The organism is Methylotenera sp. (genome assembly GCF_030684185.1).
Lineage (GTDB): Bacteria > Pseudomonadota > Gammaproteobacteria > Burkholderiales > Methylophilaceae > Methylotenera.
The window spans coordinates 1-20,531 of record NZ_JAUXOY010000005.1; the positions used below are offsets into that span (position 1 = coordinate 1).

At 42.1% G+C, this 20,531-nt stretch carries 22 protein-coding genes; 11 read left to right on the forward strand and 11 right to left on the reverse strand.

Going from position 1 to position 20,531, the window contains the following annotated elements:
• Nucleotides 1-260: 260 nt before the first annotated feature.
• The gene (locus Q8J82_RS00180) at nucleotides 261-641 is read right to left on the reverse strand and encodes a hypothetical protein (RefSeq protein ID WP_305327548.1); all 381 of its coding nucleotides are present in this window, start codon (nucleotides 639-641) and stop codon (nucleotides 261-263) included.
• Nucleotides 642-897: 256 nt separating this feature from the next.
• On the opposite strand from Q8J82_RS00180, the gene Q8J82_RS00185 reads away from it, so the two are divergent.
• The 5 genes from Q8J82_RS00185 (at nucleotide 898) to Q8J82_RS00205 (ending at nucleotide 4,052) form a co-directional block, all read left to right on the forward strand.
• Nucleotides 898-1,767 (forward strand): A24 family peptidase, encoded by an 870-nt coding sequence (locus Q8J82_RS00185; protein WP_304909292.1) that lies wholly within the window; start codon nucleotides 898-900, stop codon nucleotides 1,765-1,767.
• A 3-nt stretch (nucleotides 1,768-1,770) separates the two neighbouring features.
• On the forward strand, nucleotides 1,771-2,388 hold the full coding sequence (coaE, locus tag Q8J82_RS00190) for a dephospho-CoA kinase (RefSeq protein ID WP_305327549.1): 618 nt from the start codon (nucleotides 1,771-1,773) through the stop codon (nucleotides 2,386-2,388).
• A gap of 83 nt (nucleotides 2,389-2,471) precedes the next feature.
• Nucleotides 2,472-3,230, forward strand: a complete 759-nt coding sequence (gene zapD / locus Q8J82_RS00195; protein WP_305252722.1) for a cell division protein ZapD — start codon at nucleotides 2,472-2,474, stop codon at nucleotides 3,228-3,230.
• A 36-nt stretch (nucleotides 3,231-3,266) separates the two neighbouring features.
• Entirely contained in the window at nucleotides 3,267-3,527 is a 261-nt protein-coding gene (locus Q8J82_RS00200; protein ID WP_370867170.1) for a DNA gyrase inhibitor YacG, read from the forward strand.
• Between the two features lie 27 nt (nucleotides 3,528-3,554).
• On the forward strand, nucleotides 3,555-4,052 hold the full coding sequence (locus Q8J82_RS00205; protein ID WP_304891772.1) for a copper chaperone PCu(A)C: 498 nt from the start codon (nucleotides 3,555-3,557) through the stop codon (nucleotides 4,050-4,052).
• Here Q8J82_RS00205 and Q8J82_RS00210 read toward each other — a convergent pair.
• The 4 genes from Q8J82_RS00210 to cysS are packed head-to-tail and all read right to left on the reverse strand — an operon-like array spanning nucleotide 4,049 to nucleotide 8,780.
• A complete protein-coding gene (locus Q8J82_RS00210) occupies nucleotides 4,049-5,062 on the reverse strand; it encodes a Nudix family hydrolase (RefSeq protein ID WP_305327550.1) in 1,014 nt (337 codons plus the stop codon). The two genes, Q8J82_RS00205 and Q8J82_RS00210, sit on opposite strands and share 4 nt — an antisense overlap.
• Nucleotides 5,052-5,954 (reverse strand): ATP-binding protein, encoded by a 903-nt coding sequence (locus Q8J82_RS00215; RefSeq protein ID WP_304908053.1) that lies wholly within the window; start codon nucleotides 5,952-5,954, stop codon nucleotides 5,052-5,054. Before Q8J82_RS00215 ends, Q8J82_RS00210 begins: the two co-directional genes overlap by 11 nt.
• On the reverse strand, nucleotides 5,955-7,211 hold the full coding sequence (gene argJ / locus Q8J82_RS00220) for a bifunctional glutamate N-acetyltransferase/amino-acid acetyltransferase ArgJ (RefSeq protein WP_305327551.1): 1,257 nt from the start codon (nucleotides 7,209-7,211) through the stop codon (nucleotides 5,955-5,957).
• Nucleotides 7,212-7,250: 39 nt separating this feature from the next.
• Nucleotides 7,251-8,780, reverse strand: coding sequence for a cysteine--tRNA ligase (cysS, locus tag Q8J82_RS00225; RefSeq protein WP_305327552.1), 1,530 nt, complete (start codon nucleotides 8,778-8,780; stop codon nucleotides 7,251-7,253).
• 176 nt (nucleotides 8,781-8,956) lie between these two features.
• Between cysS and Q8J82_RS00230 the strand changes: the two genes are divergently transcribed.
• The 5 genes from Q8J82_RS00230 to Q8J82_RS00250 all read left to right on the forward strand — a co-directional run bounded on the left by Q8J82_RS00230 (nucleotide 8,957) and on the right by Q8J82_RS00250 (nucleotide 13,299).
• The gene (locus Q8J82_RS00230) at nucleotides 8,957-9,991 is read left to right on the forward strand and encodes a tetratricopeptide repeat protein (protein ID WP_305326553.1); all 1,035 of its coding nucleotides are present in this window, start codon (nucleotides 8,957-8,959) and stop codon (nucleotides 9,989-9,991) included.
• 67 nt (nucleotides 9,992-10,058) lie between these two features.
• Nucleotides 10,059-11,285 carry a murein L,D-transpeptidase family protein gene (locus tag Q8J82_RS00235; protein ID WP_304909084.1) on the forward strand — a complete coding sequence of 409 codons (1,227 nt, stop codon included), beginning with the start codon at nucleotides 10,059-10,061 and terminating at the stop codon, nucleotides 11,283-11,285.
• A gap of 84 nt (nucleotides 11,286-11,369) precedes the next feature.
• The gene (locus Q8J82_RS00240; protein ID WP_304891439.1) at nucleotides 11,370-11,957 is read left to right on the forward strand and encodes a peptidylprolyl isomerase; all 588 of its coding nucleotides are present in this window, start codon (nucleotides 11,370-11,372) and stop codon (nucleotides 11,955-11,957) included.
• A gap of 34 nt (nucleotides 11,958-11,991) precedes the next feature.
• Complete coding sequence (locus tag Q8J82_RS00245) at nucleotides 11,992-12,483, forward strand: peptidylprolyl isomerase (protein ID WP_304891438.1); 492 nt, start codon at nucleotides 11,992-11,994, stop codon at nucleotides 12,481-12,483.
• Nucleotides 12,484-12,537: 54 nt separating this feature from the next.
• Complete coding sequence (locus tag Q8J82_RS00250; protein WP_305327553.1) at nucleotides 12,538-13,299, forward strand: UDP-2,3-diacylglucosamine diphosphatase; 762 nt, start codon at nucleotides 12,538-12,540, stop codon at nucleotides 13,297-13,299.
• 65 nt (nucleotides 13,300-13,364) lie between these two features.
• Here Q8J82_RS00250 and Q8J82_RS00255 read toward each other — a convergent pair whose 3' ends face one another.
• The 6 genes from Q8J82_RS00255 to Q8J82_RS00280 all read right to left on the reverse strand — a co-directional run bounded on the left by Q8J82_RS00255 (nucleotide 13,365) and on the right by Q8J82_RS00280 (nucleotide 19,587).
• A complete protein-coding gene (locus tag Q8J82_RS00255) occupies nucleotides 13,365-14,996 on the reverse strand; it encodes an HD family phosphohydrolase (RefSeq protein WP_305327554.1) in 1,632 nt (543 codons plus the stop codon).
• Nucleotides 14,997-15,090: 94 nt separating this feature from the next.
• Entirely contained in the window at nucleotides 15,091-15,852 is a 762-nt protein-coding gene (locus Q8J82_RS00260; protein ID WP_370653564.1) for an FHA domain-containing protein, read from the reverse strand.
• An 8-nt stretch (nucleotides 15,853-15,860) separates the two neighbouring features.
• Nucleotides 15,861-16,700 carry a Stp1/IreP family PP2C-type Ser/Thr phosphatase gene (locus Q8J82_RS00265; protein ID WP_304909089.1) on the reverse strand — a complete coding sequence of 280 codons (840 nt, stop codon included), beginning with the start codon at nucleotides 16,698-16,700 and terminating at the stop codon, nucleotides 15,861-15,863.
• A 161-nt stretch (nucleotides 16,701-16,861) separates the two neighbouring features.
• Entirely contained in the window at nucleotides 16,862-17,392 is a 531-nt protein-coding gene (nusB, locus tag Q8J82_RS00270; protein WP_304891441.1) for a transcription antitermination factor NusB, read from the reverse strand.
• Nucleotides 17,392-17,841, reverse strand: coding sequence for a 6,7-dimethyl-8-ribityllumazine synthase (ribH, locus tag Q8J82_RS00275; RefSeq protein ID WP_304891434.1), 450 nt, complete (start codon nucleotides 17,839-17,841; stop codon nucleotides 17,392-17,394). The genes nusB and ribH overlap by 1 nt, the downstream gene beginning before the upstream one ends.
• 66 nt (nucleotides 17,842-17,907) lie before the next feature.
• Nucleotides 17,908-19,587 carry an OFA family MFS transporter gene (locus Q8J82_RS00280; RefSeq protein WP_304909090.1) on the reverse strand — a complete coding sequence of 560 codons (1,680 nt, stop codon included), beginning with the start codon at nucleotides 19,585-19,587 and terminating at the stop codon, nucleotides 17,908-17,910.
• A 189-nt stretch (nucleotides 19,588-19,776) separates the two neighbouring features.
• On the opposite strand from Q8J82_RS00280, the gene phoB reads away from it, so the two are divergent.
• A complete protein-coding gene (gene phoB, locus Q8J82_RS00285; RefSeq protein WP_304891432.1) occupies nucleotides 19,777-20,469 on the forward strand; it encodes a phosphate regulon transcriptional regulator PhoB in 693 nt (230 codons plus the stop codon).
• Nucleotides 20,470-20,531: the final 62 nt, after the last annotated feature.

The window sequence follows — 20,531 nt, forward strand, 5'->3', positions numbered from 1 at the left end:
ACCTTTGCAAAAGTGTTTAGTGTGGATAAAGTACAAGGCGCACGGAACACAGAAACCGAGATAGTACGCGGTGTACAGCGAGGTTGCGAGTACCGCGCAACGCAGTAATTTGCCGCAATAAATACTTTTGCAAAGGTCTCTCCAAGCAAATCGGTGAATAGCTAAACAATAGTTCACAATCGCTTTGAACGGCTCAGTCACTTAAATTCCAATTAAGAAATTATAGCCAAGCCACTATCAATAAATTAATTTACATCAGATTAATTTAACGTAATTTTCTCGCCACTATCAGCATGATAGTAAGTCAAATGCGCGCAGTCGTTGGCACCTGAAGTCAGCGAACCGTCAAACAAAGATCTGCCATCCACGTCTACAATGGCATAGCCATTATGGTACAAAGTCACTTCAGCGTGCCTTGGTGCAAGTTTTGGTGCCTGCTTAGAACCTTGGCGCATGGCGAAGCTGATGCAGTTTTCTTCCTCATCCTCTGCATACACTTCCCAGTCCCTACCGCCCGCAAGCTGTGATAACCAAGCAGGCAAGTCTACCTCAACGCGGCAGATAATAGGCTCATCCCACTCCGGATGATTAAGTTCAGCCTGTAAAAGCTCAATTGTGTTTTGTGAATTCGTATTTGTCATTTTGTTTCCTACTTACTTATTGCACCAAGTATTGCTTGCTGCATTCATTATAATATGACCTTTATATTTGTGGCAGCTAGTTGCAATTTCAAGAGGCTTGCAGTTTTTAGCTTACTAAACCCCTGCCAATTAAATCTACTATCGCCCAAATTTAACTTAAATTAACCTCCATCAATTGCCACAATCATTTAACGATGCGATGATGCGTTTAGTTTACAAATCACATTTATACCATGCTTAAATTTTAAGGATTGCTATGCTAAGCGGATTTTCTGATATTTCTATCGTATTACAACAAAATAGCGCAATTTTCATCACACTTTCCGTCATTTTTGGCTTAATGGTTGGTAGCTTTCTGAATGTCGTGATACATCGACTGCCTAAGATGATGGAGCGTGAATGGCATAACAACTGCCTTGAGCTGCAAGGCAAAGACCTTCCGGAAATCAGCAAATATACACTCGCTCACCCGCGCTCAGCCTGCCCTAACTGCGGGCACAAAATTACTGCACTAGAAAACATCCCGGTGATTAGTTACCTGTTTTTAAAAGGCAAATGTAGCAGCTGTAAATCTTCTATCAGCATACGCTATCCATTGATAGAGGCGCTAACAGGCGTCTTAATTGGCTTGGTCAGCTGGAAATTTGGCTATGCCAGCATCACGCTTTTTGCCTGGATATTCACTTTTGCACTCATCTCCCTCACGTTTATTGACTTCGACACGCAACTGCTTCCGGACGACATCACGCTGCCACTATTATGGCTTGGCTTGCTATTTAATCTAAATTACGGCTTTACTGACTTGAAATCAGCGGTAATTGGCGCGATAGCAGGCTACCTTATCTTATGGTCTATTTACTGGGCATTTAAGCTGGTGACGGGTAAAGAAGGTATGGGCTACGGTGATTTTAAATTACTTGCCGCGATAGGCGCCTGGTTTGGCTGGCAGTTATTACCTGCGGTGATTTTATTGTCATCCATACTAGGCGCGGTAATTGGCATCAGTCTCATTGTATTCACAAAACGCGGCCGTGAAATACCGATGCCATTTGGACCATTTTTAGCCATTGGCGGTATTGCAGCATTATTTTTAGGGCCTCAACTTGCTAGCTATTATTTAACTTAAATTATGTTTGTCATTGCACTTACTGGTGGTATAGGTTCAGGCAAAAGCGAAGCCGCAAGACAATTCTCCACGTTAGGGATACCTGTTATAGATACCGATTTAATCGCCCATGAGCTGACAGCCGTTGGCGAACCTATACTTGAAGATATCAAACGTATTTTTGGTGCTGATTTTTTTAATACTGACGGCTCATTAAGTCGTGCAAAACTTCGTAAACATGTGTTTAACAACCCTGTTGAACGACTAAAGCTTGAATCACTGATTCACCCCGCCATTCATGAACACGCTTTAAAGCAACTTGCGGAAAATGAAAGTGCATTAAAGCCTCCTTACCAGATTTTGGTCATTCCACTTTTATTTGAAAACAATCGATATGATGATGTGATTGATAAAATATTAGTCATCGATTGTGATGAGAGCCTACAAATTAAACGAGCTATGTCAAGGAGTCGAATGACTGAGTCAGAAGTAAAAGAAATGATGGCGGCTCAGGTCACAAGGTCAGTAAGGGTAAATTCTGCAGATGAAGTAATATTAAACAACGGATCGCTTGCAGAATTGCAAGATAATGTAACCGCAGTTCATAAAAAGTTCATTAAAACTTGCATAGTTAAGCAATAAATTTGATAATTCAGCTCAACTTTAACTTAGATGCTTATATTTATGATTATCACAAAGCGATTTTTATAAGAGTTCATTGATTCATGCCTAGCTACGATTATCCTTTTAACGAGCGTATACGCACATTCCTTCGCGTAGAGGATTTATTTGCCAAGGTTTTGTACAACGTTGAATCTAGTCATGAATATCAACACCATAGTGCGCTTCTAACGCTTTTGCAAATACTGGACATCGTTGACCGGTCGGAATTGAGATCAGATCTATTGCAAGAGTTACTTCGCCAAAGAACCGTGATGGAAACACTCCGGGGCAATCCTGCCATTGCAGCAGCTAAATTAGACACTATTCTTAATGAAATTGATGTGGCTTCGGATGCCTTACGCGCTGAAAATACTAAGCTTGGCCAAACCTTGCGCATGAATGAATGGTTGATGAGCATTAAACAGCGTGCGGGTATTCCGGGCGGCGTTTGCGAATTTGATGTGCCTTCCTATCATTACTGGCTGGGACTTGGCGAAAATAGCCGCAAAACAGACTTAAAAAGCTGGCTTCACCCGCTAATGCCCATGCATGATGCCATTGTCATTATTTTGCGAATATTGCGCGGTAGTGGCAGCAGCACCAAATTAGTCGCACCTGGTGGCTTGTATCAACAAATGCTTAGCGGTTCAAAACCAGCCCAAATGCTAAAAATTGACATCCCCAGCAGCGTCACTTGCTTTCCTGAGGTTAGTGCAAATAAATATGCCATTAACATTAGATTCAACATACTGGACTTCACACAAAAACCCCAAAAGTATGACGAAGACGTTAACTTTACACTAACGCTTTGCAACTTATAGCACCAGCTTTAAGACTAATTTCAAGCAGCCATCTGTTTGGCAAAAACCAAACTTAAACAGTGTTGCATTATCATTAACTTAGAAATACAGCTATCGCACATGGAAACCAATAAAAAACGTCTAGTCGCTTGTCCTAACTGTAAAAAGCTATCAGAATTTTCATCTGGCAATGCCTTCAGGCCTTTTTGTAGCGAGCGTTGCAAGATGATTGATTTAGGGCTATGGGCGAGTGAGCAATATGCGATTCCAGTGGAAATTAAACCTGAAGACCTGACCGACGAAAGCTTCGACTACTAATTCTTGAATCATTAACGAGATAATAAAATGAATATCCCCACCTTTGCGCACCAGAACTTTAGTCGTTACACGCTACTATTACTTTGTTTTGGCTTTACCTATACTTTAGACGCCAGCGCAGCCAAAGAGCTTGTTTCCATAAAAGATGCATGGGTACGCCCAACCAGCCCAGGGCAAGAAGTCGGTGCTGCATATATGACTTTAACCAGCATAAAAGACATGAACCTAGTGAGCGTTGAAAGTGACGTTGCTGATAGCGTGGAAATACACAACATGACGATGGAAAATGGCGTAATGAAAATGCGCATGCTGGAAACGCTACCGCTTAAGGCTGGCGTTCCTTACAGGCTTGCACCTGGCGGCTTTCACTTGATGCTATTTGACTTGAAAAAACCGCTTTTAGCTGGCGAAGAAATCAGTTTTGTGATGGCATTTAAGAATAAAAATAAAACGCTATCAACACAAAAAGTTAAAGCTAAAGTGCAAGCTCCTCCAGAGTCTGGCACAAGCAAAAATTCGCATTAACGCCAAACACTTCTTAACATAGCAATGCCATGCGCACCATGCAGCTTGGCGTTTTGTAAGTCCGACTCCTGCATACCCCCAAGCGCATAAACAGGCAAGGAATAGCCTGCAATTAACGCACTAAACTTATCCCAGCCTAGCAGATTAGCCTCTGGATGGCTAAGCGTTGCCTGCACTGGCGACAGCATGACGTAATCCAAAGCCAGCGATTCAGCCTTTGCCAATTCTTGACTGCTATGACATGAAGCACCACATAACATTCCAACAGGTTTTTTCTGTAACTCCATCAAATCCTTAGCACTTAAATGCACCCCTGCAATGCCTAACTCCAACGCCGAGTCAATAGTCATTTCCAAATTTGAATTCAAAAACACTTTAGCGCCATAGGGTTTTGCCAATGCCACCAGTTGCTTGATAAACTTTAACAAATCAGCGGCAAAAAGCTGTTTTTCACGCACTTGTATCATTTTCAAACCGTTATCAAGCGCATTTTTTAATCTATCAAAAAACAAAACTTCACCCAGCTCATGTAAATTTGTAATGGCATAAACTGAAGCTAAGCTCAGCGCAGTCAGTATTGGTGTATTCGCTGGCAACATCGGTGAAACGGTAAGATTTTCTGGGTGCTGCCAACTTATTGCCTGGTTTTCCAAGCCAAGCGGCTCTCCTTCCCATTCAGTAACGGTGAAAAAATAGAGTTTTACAGTTTTGGCTGGGACCTCTAACTGGCCTTGAGCATTATATTTAGCCGCATAATCAAAGGAACGAGTTAGCCATGGATAGACTGATTTAACAGTAATACCTAGCTCTTCAAGCAGTTCACGCTTTAGTGCATGCTCTGGCATTTCGTCAGTTTCTATCTTACCACCAGGAAACTCCCAATAACCTGCCCAAGGTTTCCCCAACGGTCGCTCTGCCAACAATACCAAACCGTTCGCTCGTTGAATTATGCCTACTGCGGCTTCAATCACTTTAGCATCCGTCATTGAAGGTATAGAGTCAGGGCTCATTGTCAAACATGTTTGGCTTGCTAACCTCTGTAGCAGCAAGCATCTTTCTACCTGCATAATCCCGTGCAAACTGATAGGCAGCCCTACCGCTGCGCGAGCCGCGTGTGTGTGACCACTGCAATGCAGCAGTCCGCGCAGCTTCGCTGAACTCTTGAATGCCATAATGACGCAACCATTGCACCGCCACGGTTAGATACTCATCTTGATCAAAAGAATAAAATGATAGCCACATGCCAAAGCGATCTGACAATGACGTTTTTTCTTCAACCGTATCACCTGGACGAACTTCCCCTCCCAAATGTTGGGTTTCCAGGCTCTCTGCCATGAATTCTGGCAGCAAATGGCGTCTGTTTGATGTTGCATACACAAGTATATTATCGGCAGTCACTGTCATTGAACCATCCAACACCACTTTCAGCGCTTTATAGCCGCCGTCACCTGCTTCAAACGACAAGTCGTCACAAAACACAATAAACCGCTCTGGACGTGAGCGGAGTAAAGCAATAATTTGTGGCAAATCTATTAAATCTTGCTTATCGACTTCAACAATACGCAAACCATTTTGAGCAAACTGGCTCAACAAAGCCTTTACGATAGATGATTTACCCGTGCCGCGCGCACCTGTCAGCAGTACATTGTTGGCCGTATAGCCTTGTACAAATTGTGCGGTATTACGCACAATTTCAGCTTTTTGCTGATCAATATTATATAAATCATCAAGTGTAATGATATGCGGAAATGGAATCACCTCAAGATACCCATGACCTTTGTTGTGTTGCCAGCGCCACGCGATTGCAGTCCAATCCGGCAAGCTTGGCACGGCTGGCATAATTGCTTCCAGCTTTGTTAACAAGTTTTCAGCCCGACTAACCACTTGCGCATAGTCCTTCATTTAGGATCTGTAGTCTGCATTGATTTTGACGTAATCATAAGAGAAATCGCAAGTCCATACTGTACATTCTGCATTGCCCCGAGCCAAATCGACCCGCACCAAAATTTCAGGCTCCTTCATTACTGCCGAGCCCTGTTCTTCCAAATATGCTACAGCCCTGCCGCCATTCTCAGCTACCAGCACATCACCTAAATAAAGTTTGAGTGCGTTCACATCTAAACTATCGACACCTGCATAACCAATCGCCGCCAAAATGCGGCCTAAATTAGGGTCAGACGCAAAAAATGCGGTTTTAATCAATGGCGAATGTGCAATCGCATAAGCCACTTTACGACACTCAACCTCGTCACGACCGCCTTCTACGCTTACCGTCATGAATTTTGTTGCGCCCTCACCATCACGCACAATCGCTTGTGCCAGTTCAATCGCCACGTCGGTCAAAGCATCGCGTAACGTAATGAAATCAGCACAATTTTCAATGATTTCTGTGTTACCCGCCTGATTGGTTGCTATCAAAATCAAGCTATCGTTGGTCGATGTATCGCCATCTACGGTAATACAATTGAACGATTTATTCACCGCATAGTGGATAATACTTTCAAGCGCGCCCTGGCTCACAGCCGCATCGGTCGCAATATAGCCCAGCATGGTGGCCATGTTCGGGTGAATCATGCCAGAACCTTTGCTGATGCCGGTGATAGTAATCTGCTTGCCACCCAATGTAATCCTGCGTGAAGTTCCTTTGGCGACAATATCCGTTGTCATAATCGCTTCAGCTGCATTCAACCAATTATCTTCTTTCAGATTTTCAATCGCCGCTGGCAAACCTGCTATCACTTTATCTACTGGCAGCGGCTCTAAAATAACCCCTGTAGAAAATGGCAATACTTGGTTAGCTTGCAAATTCAGCAACTTAGACTTATTTAATTGCAAAGCCAGAGCCTCACAACTTTGCCTGGCGCGATTTAAACCATCTTCACCCGTACCCGCATTTGCACAGCCCGTATTGATTAACAACGCACGAATGCCCTGTTTTTTATTAAAGTCTTGCGCCAAAAAGTCTTTACACAAAATCACTGGTGCCGCGCAAAATTGATTCAGCGTAAACACACCAGCCACTCGACTGCCCTCAGCTAAAGTCATCACCAATACATCCTTGCGGTTAGGCTTACGCACATGTGCTTCTGCAAAACCTAATTGAACGCCTCTGACAGGCAATAAAGACGAAGCTTGAGGGGCAGTTAATTTAACAGGCATAGCTAATTTCCTTCTATCACTTTTTTTATTATTTTAAAATCAAGCACGACGCCAGGTCGTGCCCTGCGGAGAGTCTTCCAGAATAATGCCAGCTTCAGCAAGCTCTTTACGAATGCGGTCAGATTCAACAAAGTTTTTGGCTTTTTTGGCTTCGCTTCTAGTTACAATCAATTCATCTATGTTTTCTTTTGTAATACGAGCTGCCATACCTGACATAGCTGAATCCTGGCCAACCAATGCTCCAACTGCACAATGTGTTGTTTTGACTAAATTTTCAACGATTGAAGTCAACTGACCCGTACTGCCTTTCGCTTGGATGCCAGTGAGTTCTATAATCACCTCTCCTTGCAAAAATGCATCTGATTTACGCTGCAACAAACCAAGTACTCCAGCCAGATTCTTCAGCAAACCCGCCGCCTCTGATGACTTAGTTTTATTCGCTTCATTCGCCAAATCAAACAACACTGCCATCGCTTCCGGCGTGTTGAAGTCATCGTCCATCGCCACCTTAAAACGTGCCGCCTGCGGGTGTTGCCAGTCAATGACAGTATCAACCACATCATGTCCGCGCAAAGCCGTATATAGGCGAGTAAGCGCTAACTTAGCGTCATCCAAATGCTGGTCGCTATAATTAAGCGGGCTGCGATAGTGCGCGCGCAAGATAAAGAACCGTACCACTTCAGCATCATACTTTTCTAACACGGTGCGAATGGTAAAGAAATTGCCCAAAGATTTAGACATCTTCTCATCATCTACACGCACAAAACCGTTGTGCATCCAGTAATTCACCATTTGGCAGGGTTTGCCATCGTGGCTATGTGCCGCTTCAGATTGCGCAATCTCATTTTCATGATGCGGAAACTGCAAGTCCTGCCCGCCACCATGTATATCGAAGCGCTCACCTAAGTGATGCGAACTCATGGCTGAACATTCAATATGCCAACCTGGTCGTCCTTTACCTCCATTTGGCCCACCAAAGGGTGAATCCCAGCTCGGCTCGTTCGGTTTAACGGACTTCCACAACACAAAGTCCATGGGGTCTCTTTTATGCGTATCAACTTCGACACGTTCGCCTGCGCGCAAGTCTTCAAGTGACTTTCCTGACAACTTACCGTAGCCTTCAAAATTATTCACCGAGTAAAATACATCACCATTAGAAGCTACGTAGGCAAAGCCTTTTTCAATTAAGGCAGCAATCATTTGAATCATGCCATCTACATATTCGGTGGCTCTTGGCTCTAAATTTGGCCGAATAACACCTAGTTTTTCAGAATCTTCATCCATGGCATCAATAAAGCGTTGAGTCAGCTGGCCTATCGTTTCACCGTTTTCATTGGCACGTTTAATGATTTTGTCATCAATATCAGTGATGTTACGCACATAAGTGACATCATAGCCAGAAGTTCGCAGCCAGCGACTCACCATGTCGAAAACCACCATCACTCGCGCATGACCTAAATGACAATAGTCATAGACCGTCATGCCACATACATACATGCTTACTTTGCCTGCAACAATTGGCGTAAAAATTTGCTTTTCACGGGCGAGGGTGTTGTAAATTTTTAGCATAATCCGAAGGTTAATAAAAATTAAATGAAAGTTATTGTTAATTATCACTTAAGTAAGTGAATTATTTGGGAAATTATCGCGAAATATATAGCATATATCGTAAATGAGCTATTGGATGTTAGCTAGGCTATTGATAGAATTACGCTTTGTCAGTTAACTAGAAAAAGTATATCACAATGAATAAATTTATTTCTTTGCTAAACGCGTTAATCACAAGGTCATTTATGGTGTTATTTCTAACATCATTGGTGTCTGTTGCGCATGCAGATGAACTCAAAGACATTTCACAAATGGCAGACCAAGGTCAGGCTGTTGCTGCAATTGACCGTTTAAACACTTACATTACAGCCAACCCTAAAAATGCGCAGGCATTATTCATGAAAGGTGTTTTACTAGCCGAACAAGGCCGCCGAGATGAAGCCATTAAAACATTTACCGATGTGACTGAGAAGTTTCCTAACTTACCTGAGCCTTACAACAACCTAGCTGTTCTGTATGCTGATCAAGGCCAGTTTGATAAAGCAAGAAAAGCCCTTGAAACAGCGATAAAAACTCATCCGAGCTATGCCACTGCACATGAAAACCTGGGTGATATTTATGCACGAATGGCTTCTGAAGCTTACGATAAGGCGTTGCAACTGGATACAAGCAACACTCGCGCTGAAGGCAAGCTTTCAATGATTAAGGACTTATTTGGCACTGGCAACAAAACAACGTTAGCCTCTAAAGCACCTGCCAAAGCGGATGTTAAAGTTGCCAACCCAATTCGCCCAGCTGATACTAAACCAGCAGAAATCAAAAAAGTTGATACTGTGGCTACAAAACCAACAACGCCTGCGACGCAGCCAATTGCTGATGCCGGCAAAAATACAGATGATGCTTTAACTTCTGCCATCAATAGCTGGGCACAAGCCTGGTCATCAAAAAATATTGACCAGTATTTTGCCAGCTATGGCGCAAGCTTCAAGCCAGCAAAAGGTGAAAGTCGCAAAGCATGGGAGGAACAACGCCGTGAACGTATTTCTAAGCCGTCTAAAATCAATGTTGAGGTGTCTAATATCAACATCAGTTCACTAGATGACAACAATGCTAAGGTACGCTTTAAGCAGACTTATCAGGCTGATGGTAAACCGATTTTCACTACTAAAACATTGGTAATGAAAAATGAAGGCGGTAAATGGTTCATCGTGCAAGAGATTGCGGGTAGCTAGGCTGATAAGCCAACTTGTATTCATTGATTATGTCTATTTTAGGTTTTCTAGGATGATTTACTGAAATATGGTTTTAAATAAAAGTTTAACCTACGTTATTTTAGCGGCGATTACACTGGTGCCGTGGAATGCGACGGCAGTTAATAGCTATAGTTTAAGCAATCTATTGCATAAACCTAAACTTAACGAGTTGGCAGATCTAGCCGAAAATTTATTGGTAAAAAGTTTGCTTGAAATTACCCAAGGTAAAAATCAACAAGCCTTAAACACCGTAGATGAACTCATTCATAAAATACCTAACTTTAAATTGGCCTATCTCGTACGTGGCGATTTACTAACGGCACAAGCGCAGCACTTACAGGCTTTTGGTAACGCTGGCATAAACAAACCTGATGCCGTTAAAGATTTGCAAGCAGAAGCGCGTGCTCGAATCGAACGTTATTTATCAAATGAAAATTTAGATAAACTCCCAAAACTGTTATTGGCGCCCAGTGAGCAGCAAAGCCATATCATTGTGGTTGATACTGACAAGTCACGTCTATACTTGTATAAAAATAACGGAGGCAGTTTAAGTTATGCGGCAGACTACTACGTTACTGTTGGCAAAAATGGTGTTAATAAGCAAGTTGAAGGTGACAAGCGCACTCCGATAGGCGTTTATTTTACCAAACCAAAATTAACTCAGCCACTAGCAGATATGTATGGAGAGGGCGCTTACCCACTTAACTACCCCAATGAATGGGATAGCAGATACAAGAGAAGCGGATATGGGATTTGGCTACACGGCACCCCTAGCAACACCTATAGCAGACCACCAAATGCCAGTGATGGTTGCGTAGTATTGACCAACCAAGACATAAAAACACTCGCCCCTATTTTGCAGGCAGGCAACACACCAGTGATAATTGCCAACAACTTAAAATGGATAGATGCTGATAGTTCTGAATCTGAAAAACAGTCACTGCAAATTGCGATAAATGATTGGTTGAAAGACTGGAAATCACAGAATACACCCCAATATCTATCACATTACTCGCAGTCATTCTCTGCCAGCGGAATTAACTTCCAACAGTGGTCAAACCATAAGTTCAGTGTGCAGGCAAGTAAACCAAAGGTGGAAATCGCTTTGTCAAATGTCAGCATGTTTGCTTATCCAGATGAAAATAGAAAAGTTGTTGTTGTTAATTTTACCCAAGACTTTAAGAGCCCAAGCCTAAGTAACAAAATGCAGAAAAGACAATACTGGATTCAGGAAGGCACCTCCTGGAAAATCATATATGAGGGTGCCGCTTAACTATATCCCAGGCTTGAGATTTAGGCCAATCATCGCAGCAAAACAAACTCAATTCAAATTAATGCTTTAATCCTTAGGAAGAATATGCGTAAACTTTATACTTTTTTAATGCTGGCACTTTTCACTGCATTTAGTTTGGTAAGCGCACCTGCGATTGCTGCAAACCCACAAGTGGTTTTTGAAACCAATCACGGCAATTTTATTGTTGAACTTTACCCAGAAAAAGCACCTAAAACTGTGGCGAATTTCTTGCAATATGTTAAATCCGGCTTTTACAAAGACACCATTTTTCACCGCGTGATTGATCGCTTCATGATACAAGGCGGTGGGTTTAACGCGGATATGTCAGAAAAACAAACACGACCACCTGTAGTTAATGAAGCTGCAAATGGCTTACTTAATGAGCCTGGCACGCTTGCAATGGCAAGAACAAGTGAGCCGGACTCAGCTACTGCTCAATTTTTTATCAACCTTGAAAACAACGTGCCGCTTAACTTCCGTGGGCCTGATCCTGACTCTATAGGCTATTGTGTATTCGGTCGGGTGCTTAAAGGTATGGATGTAGTGCGTGAAATAGCTATTACACCCACGATTAACGTCGGGCCGTATTACAACGTACCAAAATCAACGATTTTAATTCATCAGGTTAAACTAATCACCCAGCCTTTATAGGCTGTTTTTACAACTCAATTATTAAGGATATTTTGTGGTTAAACTACTTACAAATTTTGGCGAAATTACTTTAGAACTAGATGCCGAAAAAGCGCCGATTACTGTCGCTAACTTTTTACAATACGTGGACAATGGTTTTTATGATGGCACTATTTTTCATCGTGTAATTGATGGTTTTATGATTCAGGGTGGTGGTTTTGACGCTACGATGAATCAAAAAGAGTCTGCAGATGAAATTAAGAATGAAGCCGACAATGGCCTAGGTAATGAACAATACACTATCGCTATGGCTCGCACATCTGCACCACACTCAGCTAGTAGCCAGTTTTTCATCAACGTTGGCAATAATGAATTTCTAAATCACTCCGCACCTACAAGTAGTGGTTGGGGTTACTGTGTATTCGGCAAAGTGACCGCTGGTGCTGATGTGGTTGATAAAATCAAAAAGGTCAAAACCACTAGCCGTAAAGGTCATCAAGATGTTCCAGTGGACAATGTAGTGATTGAAAAAGCTACCCGCGCTTAATCATTGATAGAGTTAAGCTGACTGATTAACCTCAAGTAAATTATTCTGTTTAACATGGAAAACTTCGGAAATAATTCAAGTTCGAGCGTTATTAAACCAGACTTGTTTATTTCCGATTTACATTTGTGTTCAAGTCGCCCGCACATCACCTCAGCTTTTTTAAGTTTCCTGCAAAATACCGTATCACAATCGAATGCCCTCTATATTTTAGGTGATTTGTTTGAATACTGGGCGGGCGATGATGATATTAAAGATGCTCACCATCAACCTATTATTAACGCGTTTCGAACGCTGGCTGAATCAGGTGTGAAAATCTTTTTTATGCACGGCAATCGCGATTTTCTTATTTCTAAAATCTTCTGCGATGCAGCAAAAATCACTTTACTCAACGACCCAAGCTTAATTGATTTGCATGGCCAACGCGCACTTTTAAGCCATGGCGATGATTTATGTACGGATGATTTGGATTACCAAGCATTCCGCCGGCAAGTGAGAGATCCGCAGTGGAAGAAGGAATTTCTAAGCCAAACCTTACAGTCTAGAAAAGAGCAAATTGAAGCGATTCGACTGCGTAGCGAAAAAGAAAAATCACAAAAATCTATGCTAATCATGGATGTTAACCAACTGGCGGTTAACAAGCTAATTAAAAAAAACCATTATCCAAAGTTGTTAATTCATGGTCACACGCACAGGCCGTATCAACATCATATCCAATTAGATGGGCACAGTATCACAAGGTGGGTTTTGGGAGATTGGTACGAGCAGGGAAGCTACTTAAGATGTGACCAGTTCGGCTGTAAAGCGATGCGTTTATAGGACATTGAATCTTACAATCTAATCCATACACTGAGCACTAAGCGAATAATTAGTTCAGTATTGCGTTAAGGCTGATACCCTGGAATTTTCGTTTCATCAACATCATCAATCTGCTCGGACTCCAGAAATTGCTGGGCATACTTCAAGTAAACTTTGTCACGCACAAAAATATCAAACAGGTCTGGATCTATGTGCTGATCTTCTTTCATTTTACCTAAGATATATAGCGACTCCGAAAGTGTTTTAGCTTTTTTGTATGGCCGGTCTTTTGAAGTTAATGCCTCGAAAATATCTGCAATACCCATCACGCGAGCAGGCACTGACATCTGTTCGCGCGTCAACCCTTTAGGGTAGCCACGACCATCCATACGCTCATGATGTCCACACGCATACTCTGGTACACGTTTTAACCCATTTGGGTACGGTAGTGAATCAAGCATATTGATAGTGACGACGATGTGATTGTTAATCACTTCTCTTTCTTCAGCAGTTAACGTACCTCGCACAATGTTTAGGTTGTAAACTTCATTTGCGCTTAATATGGGACTAGCTATGCCGTTTGAATCGTAAAGCAAAGCTGCAGCTATATCTATAACGCGTTGCTGATCCTCTGATGTCATATACTCACTACCGAAATTAGTTTTTCGTAAAAAGTCGCGGTCTGCGTCACACTTTATTTTAAAGGCTGCTAACGCTGCTTCTGATTTAGAAAAGTCAATTTTTTGTCCGTTACGCAACGCCTCAACTTGTTTTTTCAAAAACTCACATTCAGCCTGACTTTTAAGCAGTTCAAAACGCTGATCGACCAAGTCAATACGATCGAATATACCTGACAATTTAGTTGGTTTATCCATCACAGATTCTGGCGTAGTCACTTTGCCGCAATCATGTAACCAACCCGCAATCTTCAACTCATAAAACTCTTTTTCATTTAACATGAAGTCCTTAAGCGGACCAACCTTGGTGTCTATTGCTGCCTGTGCCAACATCATAGTTAGTTCAGGCACTCGCCGACAATGACCGCCAGTATATGGCGACTTCTGGTCAATCGCCTCCGCAATCAATTCAATGAAAGCTTCAAACAAAGCCTTTAGGCCTTCAATTAAGTTTTGGCTAGTCATGGCAACCGCAGCTTGCGAAGCCAGTGACTCAACTAAACTTTGATTAGCCTGTGAAAAAGGAATAATTTCCTGCGTATCAATATCAATCGCATTGATCAGTTGCAATACGCCGATCACTTCTTCCTCATGATTTTTCATAGGGATAGTTAAAAATGACTGAGAATGGTAACCAGTTTTCTCATCATATTTACGTGTACCAGTAAAATCAAAATCCCGTGTCTGGTAGACATTTTCAATATTGACGGTTTTATCGTTCAAAGTCGCATAAGCAACTACGGTAGTTAGGTTTGGACTTCCATCCTCTAAATACATAGGAATAGGTAAGAACGGAATTTCTTTACCTGTTGTCCCACCTAAAGCGATATTAAGTGTTTTATTACTCATCATCTCAAACTTTAGGTGCTTATCGTCAGTAATGGTATATAGCGTACCCCCATCAGCATTAGTGATTTCCTGCGCACCCAGCAAAATCATTTCTAACAGACGCTTATTATCTCGCTCGGCAGAAAGTGCTACGCCAATGGCATTGAGACGTTCGAGCCGTTTTAATAAATAAGGATGTTGTTGATCAATCATTATGGGTAGGTGTGTTAATTACAAGTTAAGTCTAAAATATACTGACGGTTATATTCAATATTACTAAGATAAGCATTGAGTGAGTTTAATAAATCTAGATTTTATCTAGATAAAATTCCATTTTTACACCAGCAAGCTCAATAACGTCGTGGTCACTGAGCGCAAACGCTTGTGCGCCGGTAGATTTACTGTTTACTGTTGGAAATACTTTCCCTTCGACATGTGTGACGAAGTAGCCATTGGGCCGTTTAGTAATTACAGCGACTTGCACACCAGTTTTGCCTAGCGTAGTAAGCGATTTATTTAAGACTAACTCACGTCCGACACTAGAGCCATTTAATACCTGTATTCTGCCAGTAGGGAGAACTGGGGCATCCGCCTCCTTACTCGCTGGAATAACTGGTGTATTTTTCTGCGTTTCCAGCGCTGACTGAGTTGATGGGCTTGATGAAGCTGTAGCTAAACTCTCATTGACGGCGGTTTTCTCCAACGCTTTAAATTCTGATGGTCGCATCATAATCGTTTTCTCAAATGCACCGTCGTTACTGCTTTGCTCAATTAACTTCGCCTCATTGATAAATTTTAATTGATACTTGCCAAACTCAATTAAATCGCCAGGTTGCAATAAATGACTTTTAACCAATTTGGCGTTGACCTCAGTACCATTCGTACTGTCCTGGTCTTCAATATAAAAATTGTCGCCCACCTTCAATATAGTGGCGTGCTCACCACTTACGGCTAAATTATCAATATGGATGTCATTGGTTGGCCTGCGCCCAATGCTAGTGCGCTCCTTGCTGAGCTGGTATTCATTTAAAATCGTATTATCTAAAGAAAAAATCAGCTTAGCCATCATCTACCCTGCTATTTTAACCAACCAAGAAAATTATCAACCCCTACCCTGTCCAGCCATGTTTCTTTGTACTCAAAAGACGCATTAACTTTGATGAGTATGACAGAAATATTATCACTTCCGCCATTGTCATTAGCCAGTTGCACAAGCGTATGCGCAGCATTTTCTATATTTGACGACAAATCATTAAGTACTGATTCAATGACCTCATCTTCAACTAAATCACTCAAACCATCTGAGCATATTAAATATATATCATTGATTTCAACATTGTGTTCATTAAGTTCAAGCTCAACTTCCGGATCCACTCCCAAAGCACGGGTCACTAAATTTTTATTGGTTGAATATTTAGCTTGTTCTGGTGTAATCAGCCCTAATCTAATCTGCTCTTGCAATACTGAATGGTCTTCAGTTATTTGGCTCAACACCTGATTGCGTAATCGATACATACGAGAGTCGCCAATATGTCCGACTAATAATTTGTTATTAGTAAACAGTCCAACTACGAGTGTTGCACCCATACCGGCACACTGAGGCTGAGTTTGAGAAACACTGTAAATAACTTCGTTAGCACTTTTTACGGCATTGATTATTAATTGCGCTTCGGCTTGCCGCCCTAGTGCTAAATCCACTTTACCTGGATGTTGTTTTGCAAGCGCTTCTTTAAGCTCAGCGGTGATACTTAAGACAGCAATTTCACTCGCGACTTCACCCGCTTTGTAACCACCCATACCATCAGCGAGCACGACGAAACCCATCGTATCGTCACTAGCAATCGCATCTTCATTATGCTCACGATGTAAGCCCACATCAGTTACACGCACAATTTCCAACACGCCACTTAAATTCATATTAACTTATGATTCATATTAACTTAGGTTCATATTAACTTAGGTTCATATCAATTGCCTGCTCTACGTAAATCTTTAACGCGTATACCTAATTCTGGCAGTGCATAACATCTCATACTAATGTTTGCTGTATTTTCGATACTAGTAGTTTATAGTGTTTTTTAATTTTTATTATTCAGAACTTCAGCCGCACGTACATCGGCAGCAAGCTTATCTAGCACGCCGTTAATATACTTATGCCCATCTATGCCGCCATATATCTTAGCCAGCTCAACACCCTCATTAATCACTACGCGATACGGGATACTCATATCAAACATCAATTCACAACCAGAGATTCGCAGGATTGCATGTTCAATTGGGCTTAATTCTGTGATTTTTCGGTCAATAAAGCTCGACATTTTTTCATCAAGCTCAATCACATGGTTGCTTACAGTTTCAAGCAACTGTTTAAAGTAAGCTTCATCAGCCTTGTTATAATCAGGGTCGTCCGCCATGTCGCGGAATATTGGACCAAGTTCTGACTGATTTAACATGCCCCTATAAACCGCTTTAAGCACTAGCTCACGTGATTTTCTACGGTTTTTACCCGTATTTTTTTTTGCTGCCGACTTTTTTACCACCTCTTTTTTACTTGTTTCAGCATCATTGTCTACAACTAAACTTTTAACTGCCGGTTGAGTGACTACCATCATAGCGCTCGAATCAAATTAGCCATCTCAACTGCCACTTGGGCTGCTTCCGCACCCTTTACATGCATGCGAGCAATCGCCTGATCGTCATCCTCTGTCGTTAGCACTGCATTAGCAACAGGAATACCAGTATTAAACTGCACTTCAGAAATGCCACGTGCAGACTCATTTGAAACCACTTCAAAATGGTAGGTTTCACCACGAATAATGGCGCCTAATGCAATCAATGCATCAAACTTTTCACTAATAGCCATATGCTGTAATACCAAAGGTGTTTCTAAGGCTCCTGGCACCGTTGCAATGGTAATATCATCAGTAGCAACCCCTAAATTTAATAGCTCCGTGGTGCATGCGCTAAGCAAGCCGTCACCAATATCACTATTAAATCTGGATAACACCACACCGATTTGCAGGCCTTTGCCATCTAAATTTTTCTCAATTTCTCTCACGTTTTATCCTTAATCGCTACTGCTTATTCATAAATGCGGTATTTTACCGCATATTAGCTGCATACTTTAATGAAATAAACCCCATGCCTTTTGCATTGTGCTCCAAACACCATAACTAATTGGTATCAACACCAAAGTCCAGGCGATTACTACTAATATCGGGTGACTGGAAGATTGCGAAACGCTACTATTACCATTGATTTTACTTGCATTTGTCGCAATTGATTTTTCATGCGCTAATTTACGTTCCGCCTCAAGCTCTGCATCCGTCATATAGTATTTTTCAGCCACTGGTTTGACTAATGCATTTGCAATAAAACCCACCACTAACAAACCAGCCAACACCATAAAAATAGGCGCGTAAATTTGGTCAAATGGTACACCAGCTTCCAGGCGCGTATCGTGCATATAATTCACGACCACTGGCCCTAGAATACCAGCGGTAGACCATGCGGTAAGTAAGCGCCCATGAATTGCACCGACAAACTGCGTACCGAACATATCCGCCAAATAGGCTGGGATAGTGGCGAACCCGCCGCCATACATAGAGGCTATGACGCAGAAAGATGCCACAAACAAAGCCAGTGATTTAAAGCCTGCCACATAGGTTGCAGTGCAATACATGATTGCCCCTAAGATAAAGAAAATATAGTAGGTGCGTTGTCTGCCCAATTTATCGGATGAGGTTGCCCATACAAAGCGACCGAAAATATTAAACAATGAAATCAATCCAACAAAACCGGCACCTACTGCAGCAGCGGTGGCCGTCATTACTTCATCTTTTTTAATATCGGCAAACCCAACATCTGGCTGGCCAATTAACGCACCACCAAAGGTTTCTTGCAACATGGGTGAAGCCGAGCCAATAATGCCGATACCTGCAGATACATTCATGCATAGCACCAGCCACAACAACCAAAACTGCGGTGTCTTATGCGCACTTTTAAGATGCACATGTTTAGAAGAAATCATGGCGTTGTTCTGCGCGGCTGGCGGTGTCCAGTTAGCCGGTTTCCAGCCTGAAGGTGGCACACGATAGCTTAAAGAGCCCCACAACATAAACACAAAATAGATTGCAGCGAGTGCAACAAAAGTCTGCCAAACACCTACGCTTGTTGGTGTTGCAAAATAAGACATCATTTTGGCCGCTATTGGAGAACCTATCATAGCTCCGCCACCAAAACCCATGATTGCCATACCTGTTGCCATGCCGCGACGATCTGGAAACCATTTAATGAGTGTAGAAACAGGTGAAATGTAGCCTAAACCCAGCCCAATTCCGCCAATTACGCCGCTACCCAGCCACAGCATCCATAATTGGTGGCTATAAACGCCATAAGCTGAAATTAACAAACCGCCGCACCAGCACAACATTGAAACAAAGCCAGCTTTACGCGGCCCTTCGCGCTCTAACCAGCCACCCCAAAGTGCAGCTGAACAACCTAGCAACACAAAAAATAGTGTATACATCCAGCCTAAATCAAACTGTGTCCAATTACAGTCTGTCGCAAATAAAGCCTTTGCTGTTCCTGCTAATTTTTCTGACAAATTGGTCGCACCTGCGGCGCAAGCAGCAAGCGGCTTACCGTCTTCTCCCATTAAAGCATTGCCCAATGGTTTCCAAAATACGCTAAAGCCATACGCCATACCAATCGATAAATGCACAGCCAGTGCAGCAGGTGGCACTAACCAACGGTTAAAATCATTATTTGCGATGGTGTTTTCTTTAGATAAAAAGCTTGCCATAGTGCCCTCTTAAGATTTAACGTTATTTTTTGTATTACTATAATTTTATATAGTGTAACAAAACGTAAAAAATGGCAATTTACTTATGCCTGAGTTTTATATTGGTGTTTAATATTTGTCACGAATATGTCATATTGAAGTCATAAACTAAGTCCTGTAGAAATGAAGTTGTTTATATAAGGAAAGAACATGCCGGCCAATATACTAGTTGTTGAAGATGAACCCGCAATTCAAGAATTACTTGCGCTTAACATTACACAAGCTGGGCACAATGCTATGCGCGCTTTAAGTGCAGAAATTGCACAAAAGTTAATGCGAGAAACCACCCCTGATTTAATTTTGCTGGACTGGATGTTGCCAGGAATAAGCGGGCTTGAGTTCGCCCGCATATTAAAATCAGATGGTCTTACAAAATCAATTCCTATCATCATGCTGACCGCACGTGGCGACGAATACGACAAAGTGCGTGGTTTGGAAGTAGGCGCAGATGACTACGTAACCAAACCTTTTAGTCCGCGTGAACTCAATGCACGCATTAAAGCCGTATTACGCCGCCGTGCACCGCAAATGACAGACGATCCAATTGAAGTCGCTGGTTTACGCTTAGATCCAACTACACACCGAGTCACTGGTAACCAAAAGACCATCGATTTAGGTCCAACCGAATTTAGATTGCTTCATTTCTTTATGACTAATGCGGAACGTGTACATACCCGCAGTCAACTATTAGACAAAGTTTGGGGTGATCGCGTATTCGTTGAGGACCGCACAGTTGACGTACATATTCGCCGCTTACGCAATGCACTTGCTATTTCTGGTCATGAAGATTTAATTCAAACGGTGCGTGGTGCGGGCTATAGGCTCTCAGAAAAAAATGACTAGTCATTTTCTTTAAAAAATCACTTTATCTAAAATTCAGACGCACCAAAGGCTTGAGCACATAA

Coding starts and splice junctions, on each gene's coding strand:
- Q8J82_RS00180 (WP_305327548.1), bottom strand. CDS start 641: ATGACAAATACGAATTCACAAAACACAATTGAGCTTTTACAGGCTGAA.
- Q8J82_RS00185 (WP_304909292.1), top strand. CDS start 898: ATGCTAAGCGGATTTTCTGATATTTCTATCGTATTACAACAAAATAGC.
- coaE (WP_305327549.1), top strand. CDS start 1,771: ATGTTTGTCATTGCACTTACTGGTGGTATAGGTTCAGGCAAAAGCGAA.
- zapD (WP_305252722.1), top strand. CDS start 2,472: ATGCCTAGCTACGATTATCCTTTTAACGAGCGTATACGCACATTCCTT.
- Q8J82_RS00205 (WP_304891772.1), top strand. CDS start 3,555: ATGAATATCCCCACCTTTGCGCACCAGAACTTTAGTCGTTACACGCTA.
- Q8J82_RS00210 (WP_305327550.1), bottom strand. CDS start 5,062: ATGAGCCCTGACTCTATACCTTCAATGACGGATGCTAAAGTGATTGAA.
- Q8J82_RS00215 (WP_304908053.1), bottom strand. CDS start 5,954: ATGAAGGACTATGCGCAAGTGGTTAGTCGGGCTGAAAACTTGTTAACA.
- argJ (WP_305327551.1), bottom strand. CDS start 7,211: ATGCCTGTTAAATTAACTGCCCCTCAAGCTTCGTCTTTATTGCCTGTC.
- cysS (WP_305327552.1), bottom strand. CDS start 8,780: ATGCTAAAAATTTACAACACCCTCGCCCGTGAAAAGCAAATTTTTACG.
- Q8J82_RS00230 (WP_305326553.1), top strand. CDS start 8,957: ATGAATAAATTTATTTCTTTGCTAAACGCGTTAATCACAAGGTCATTT.
- Q8J82_RS00235 (WP_304909084.1), top strand. CDS start 10,059: ATGGTTTTAAATAAAAGTTTAACCTACGTTATTTTAGCGGCGATTACA.
- Q8J82_RS00240 (WP_304891439.1), top strand. CDS start 11,370: ATGCGTAAACTTTATACTTTTTTAATGCTGGCACTTTTCACTGCATTT.
- Q8J82_RS00250 (WP_305327553.1), top strand. CDS start 12,538: ATGGAAAACTTCGGAAATAATTCAAGTTCGAGCGTTATTAAACCAGAC.
- Q8J82_RS00255 (WP_305327554.1), bottom strand. CDS start 14,996: ATGATTGATCAACAACATCCTTATTTATTAAAACGGCTCGAACGTCTC.
- Q8J82_RS00260 (WP_370653564.1), bottom strand. CDS start 15,852: ATGATGGCTAAGCTGATTTTTTCTTTAGATAATACGATTTTAAATGAA.
- Q8J82_RS00265 (WP_304909089.1), bottom strand. CDS start 16,700: ATGAATTTAAGTGGCGTGTTGGAAATTGTGCGTGTAACTGATGTGGGC.
- nusB (WP_304891441.1), bottom strand. CDS start 17,392: ATGGTAGTCACTCAACCGGCAGTTAAAAGTTTAGTTGTAGACAATGAT.
- Q8J82_RS00280 (WP_304909090.1), bottom strand. CDS start 19,587: ATGGCAAGCTTTTTATCTAAAGAAAACACCATCGCAAATAATGATTTT.
- phoB (WP_304891432.1), top strand. CDS start 19,777: ATGCCGGCCAATATACTAGTTGTTGAAGATGAACCCGCAATTCAAGAA.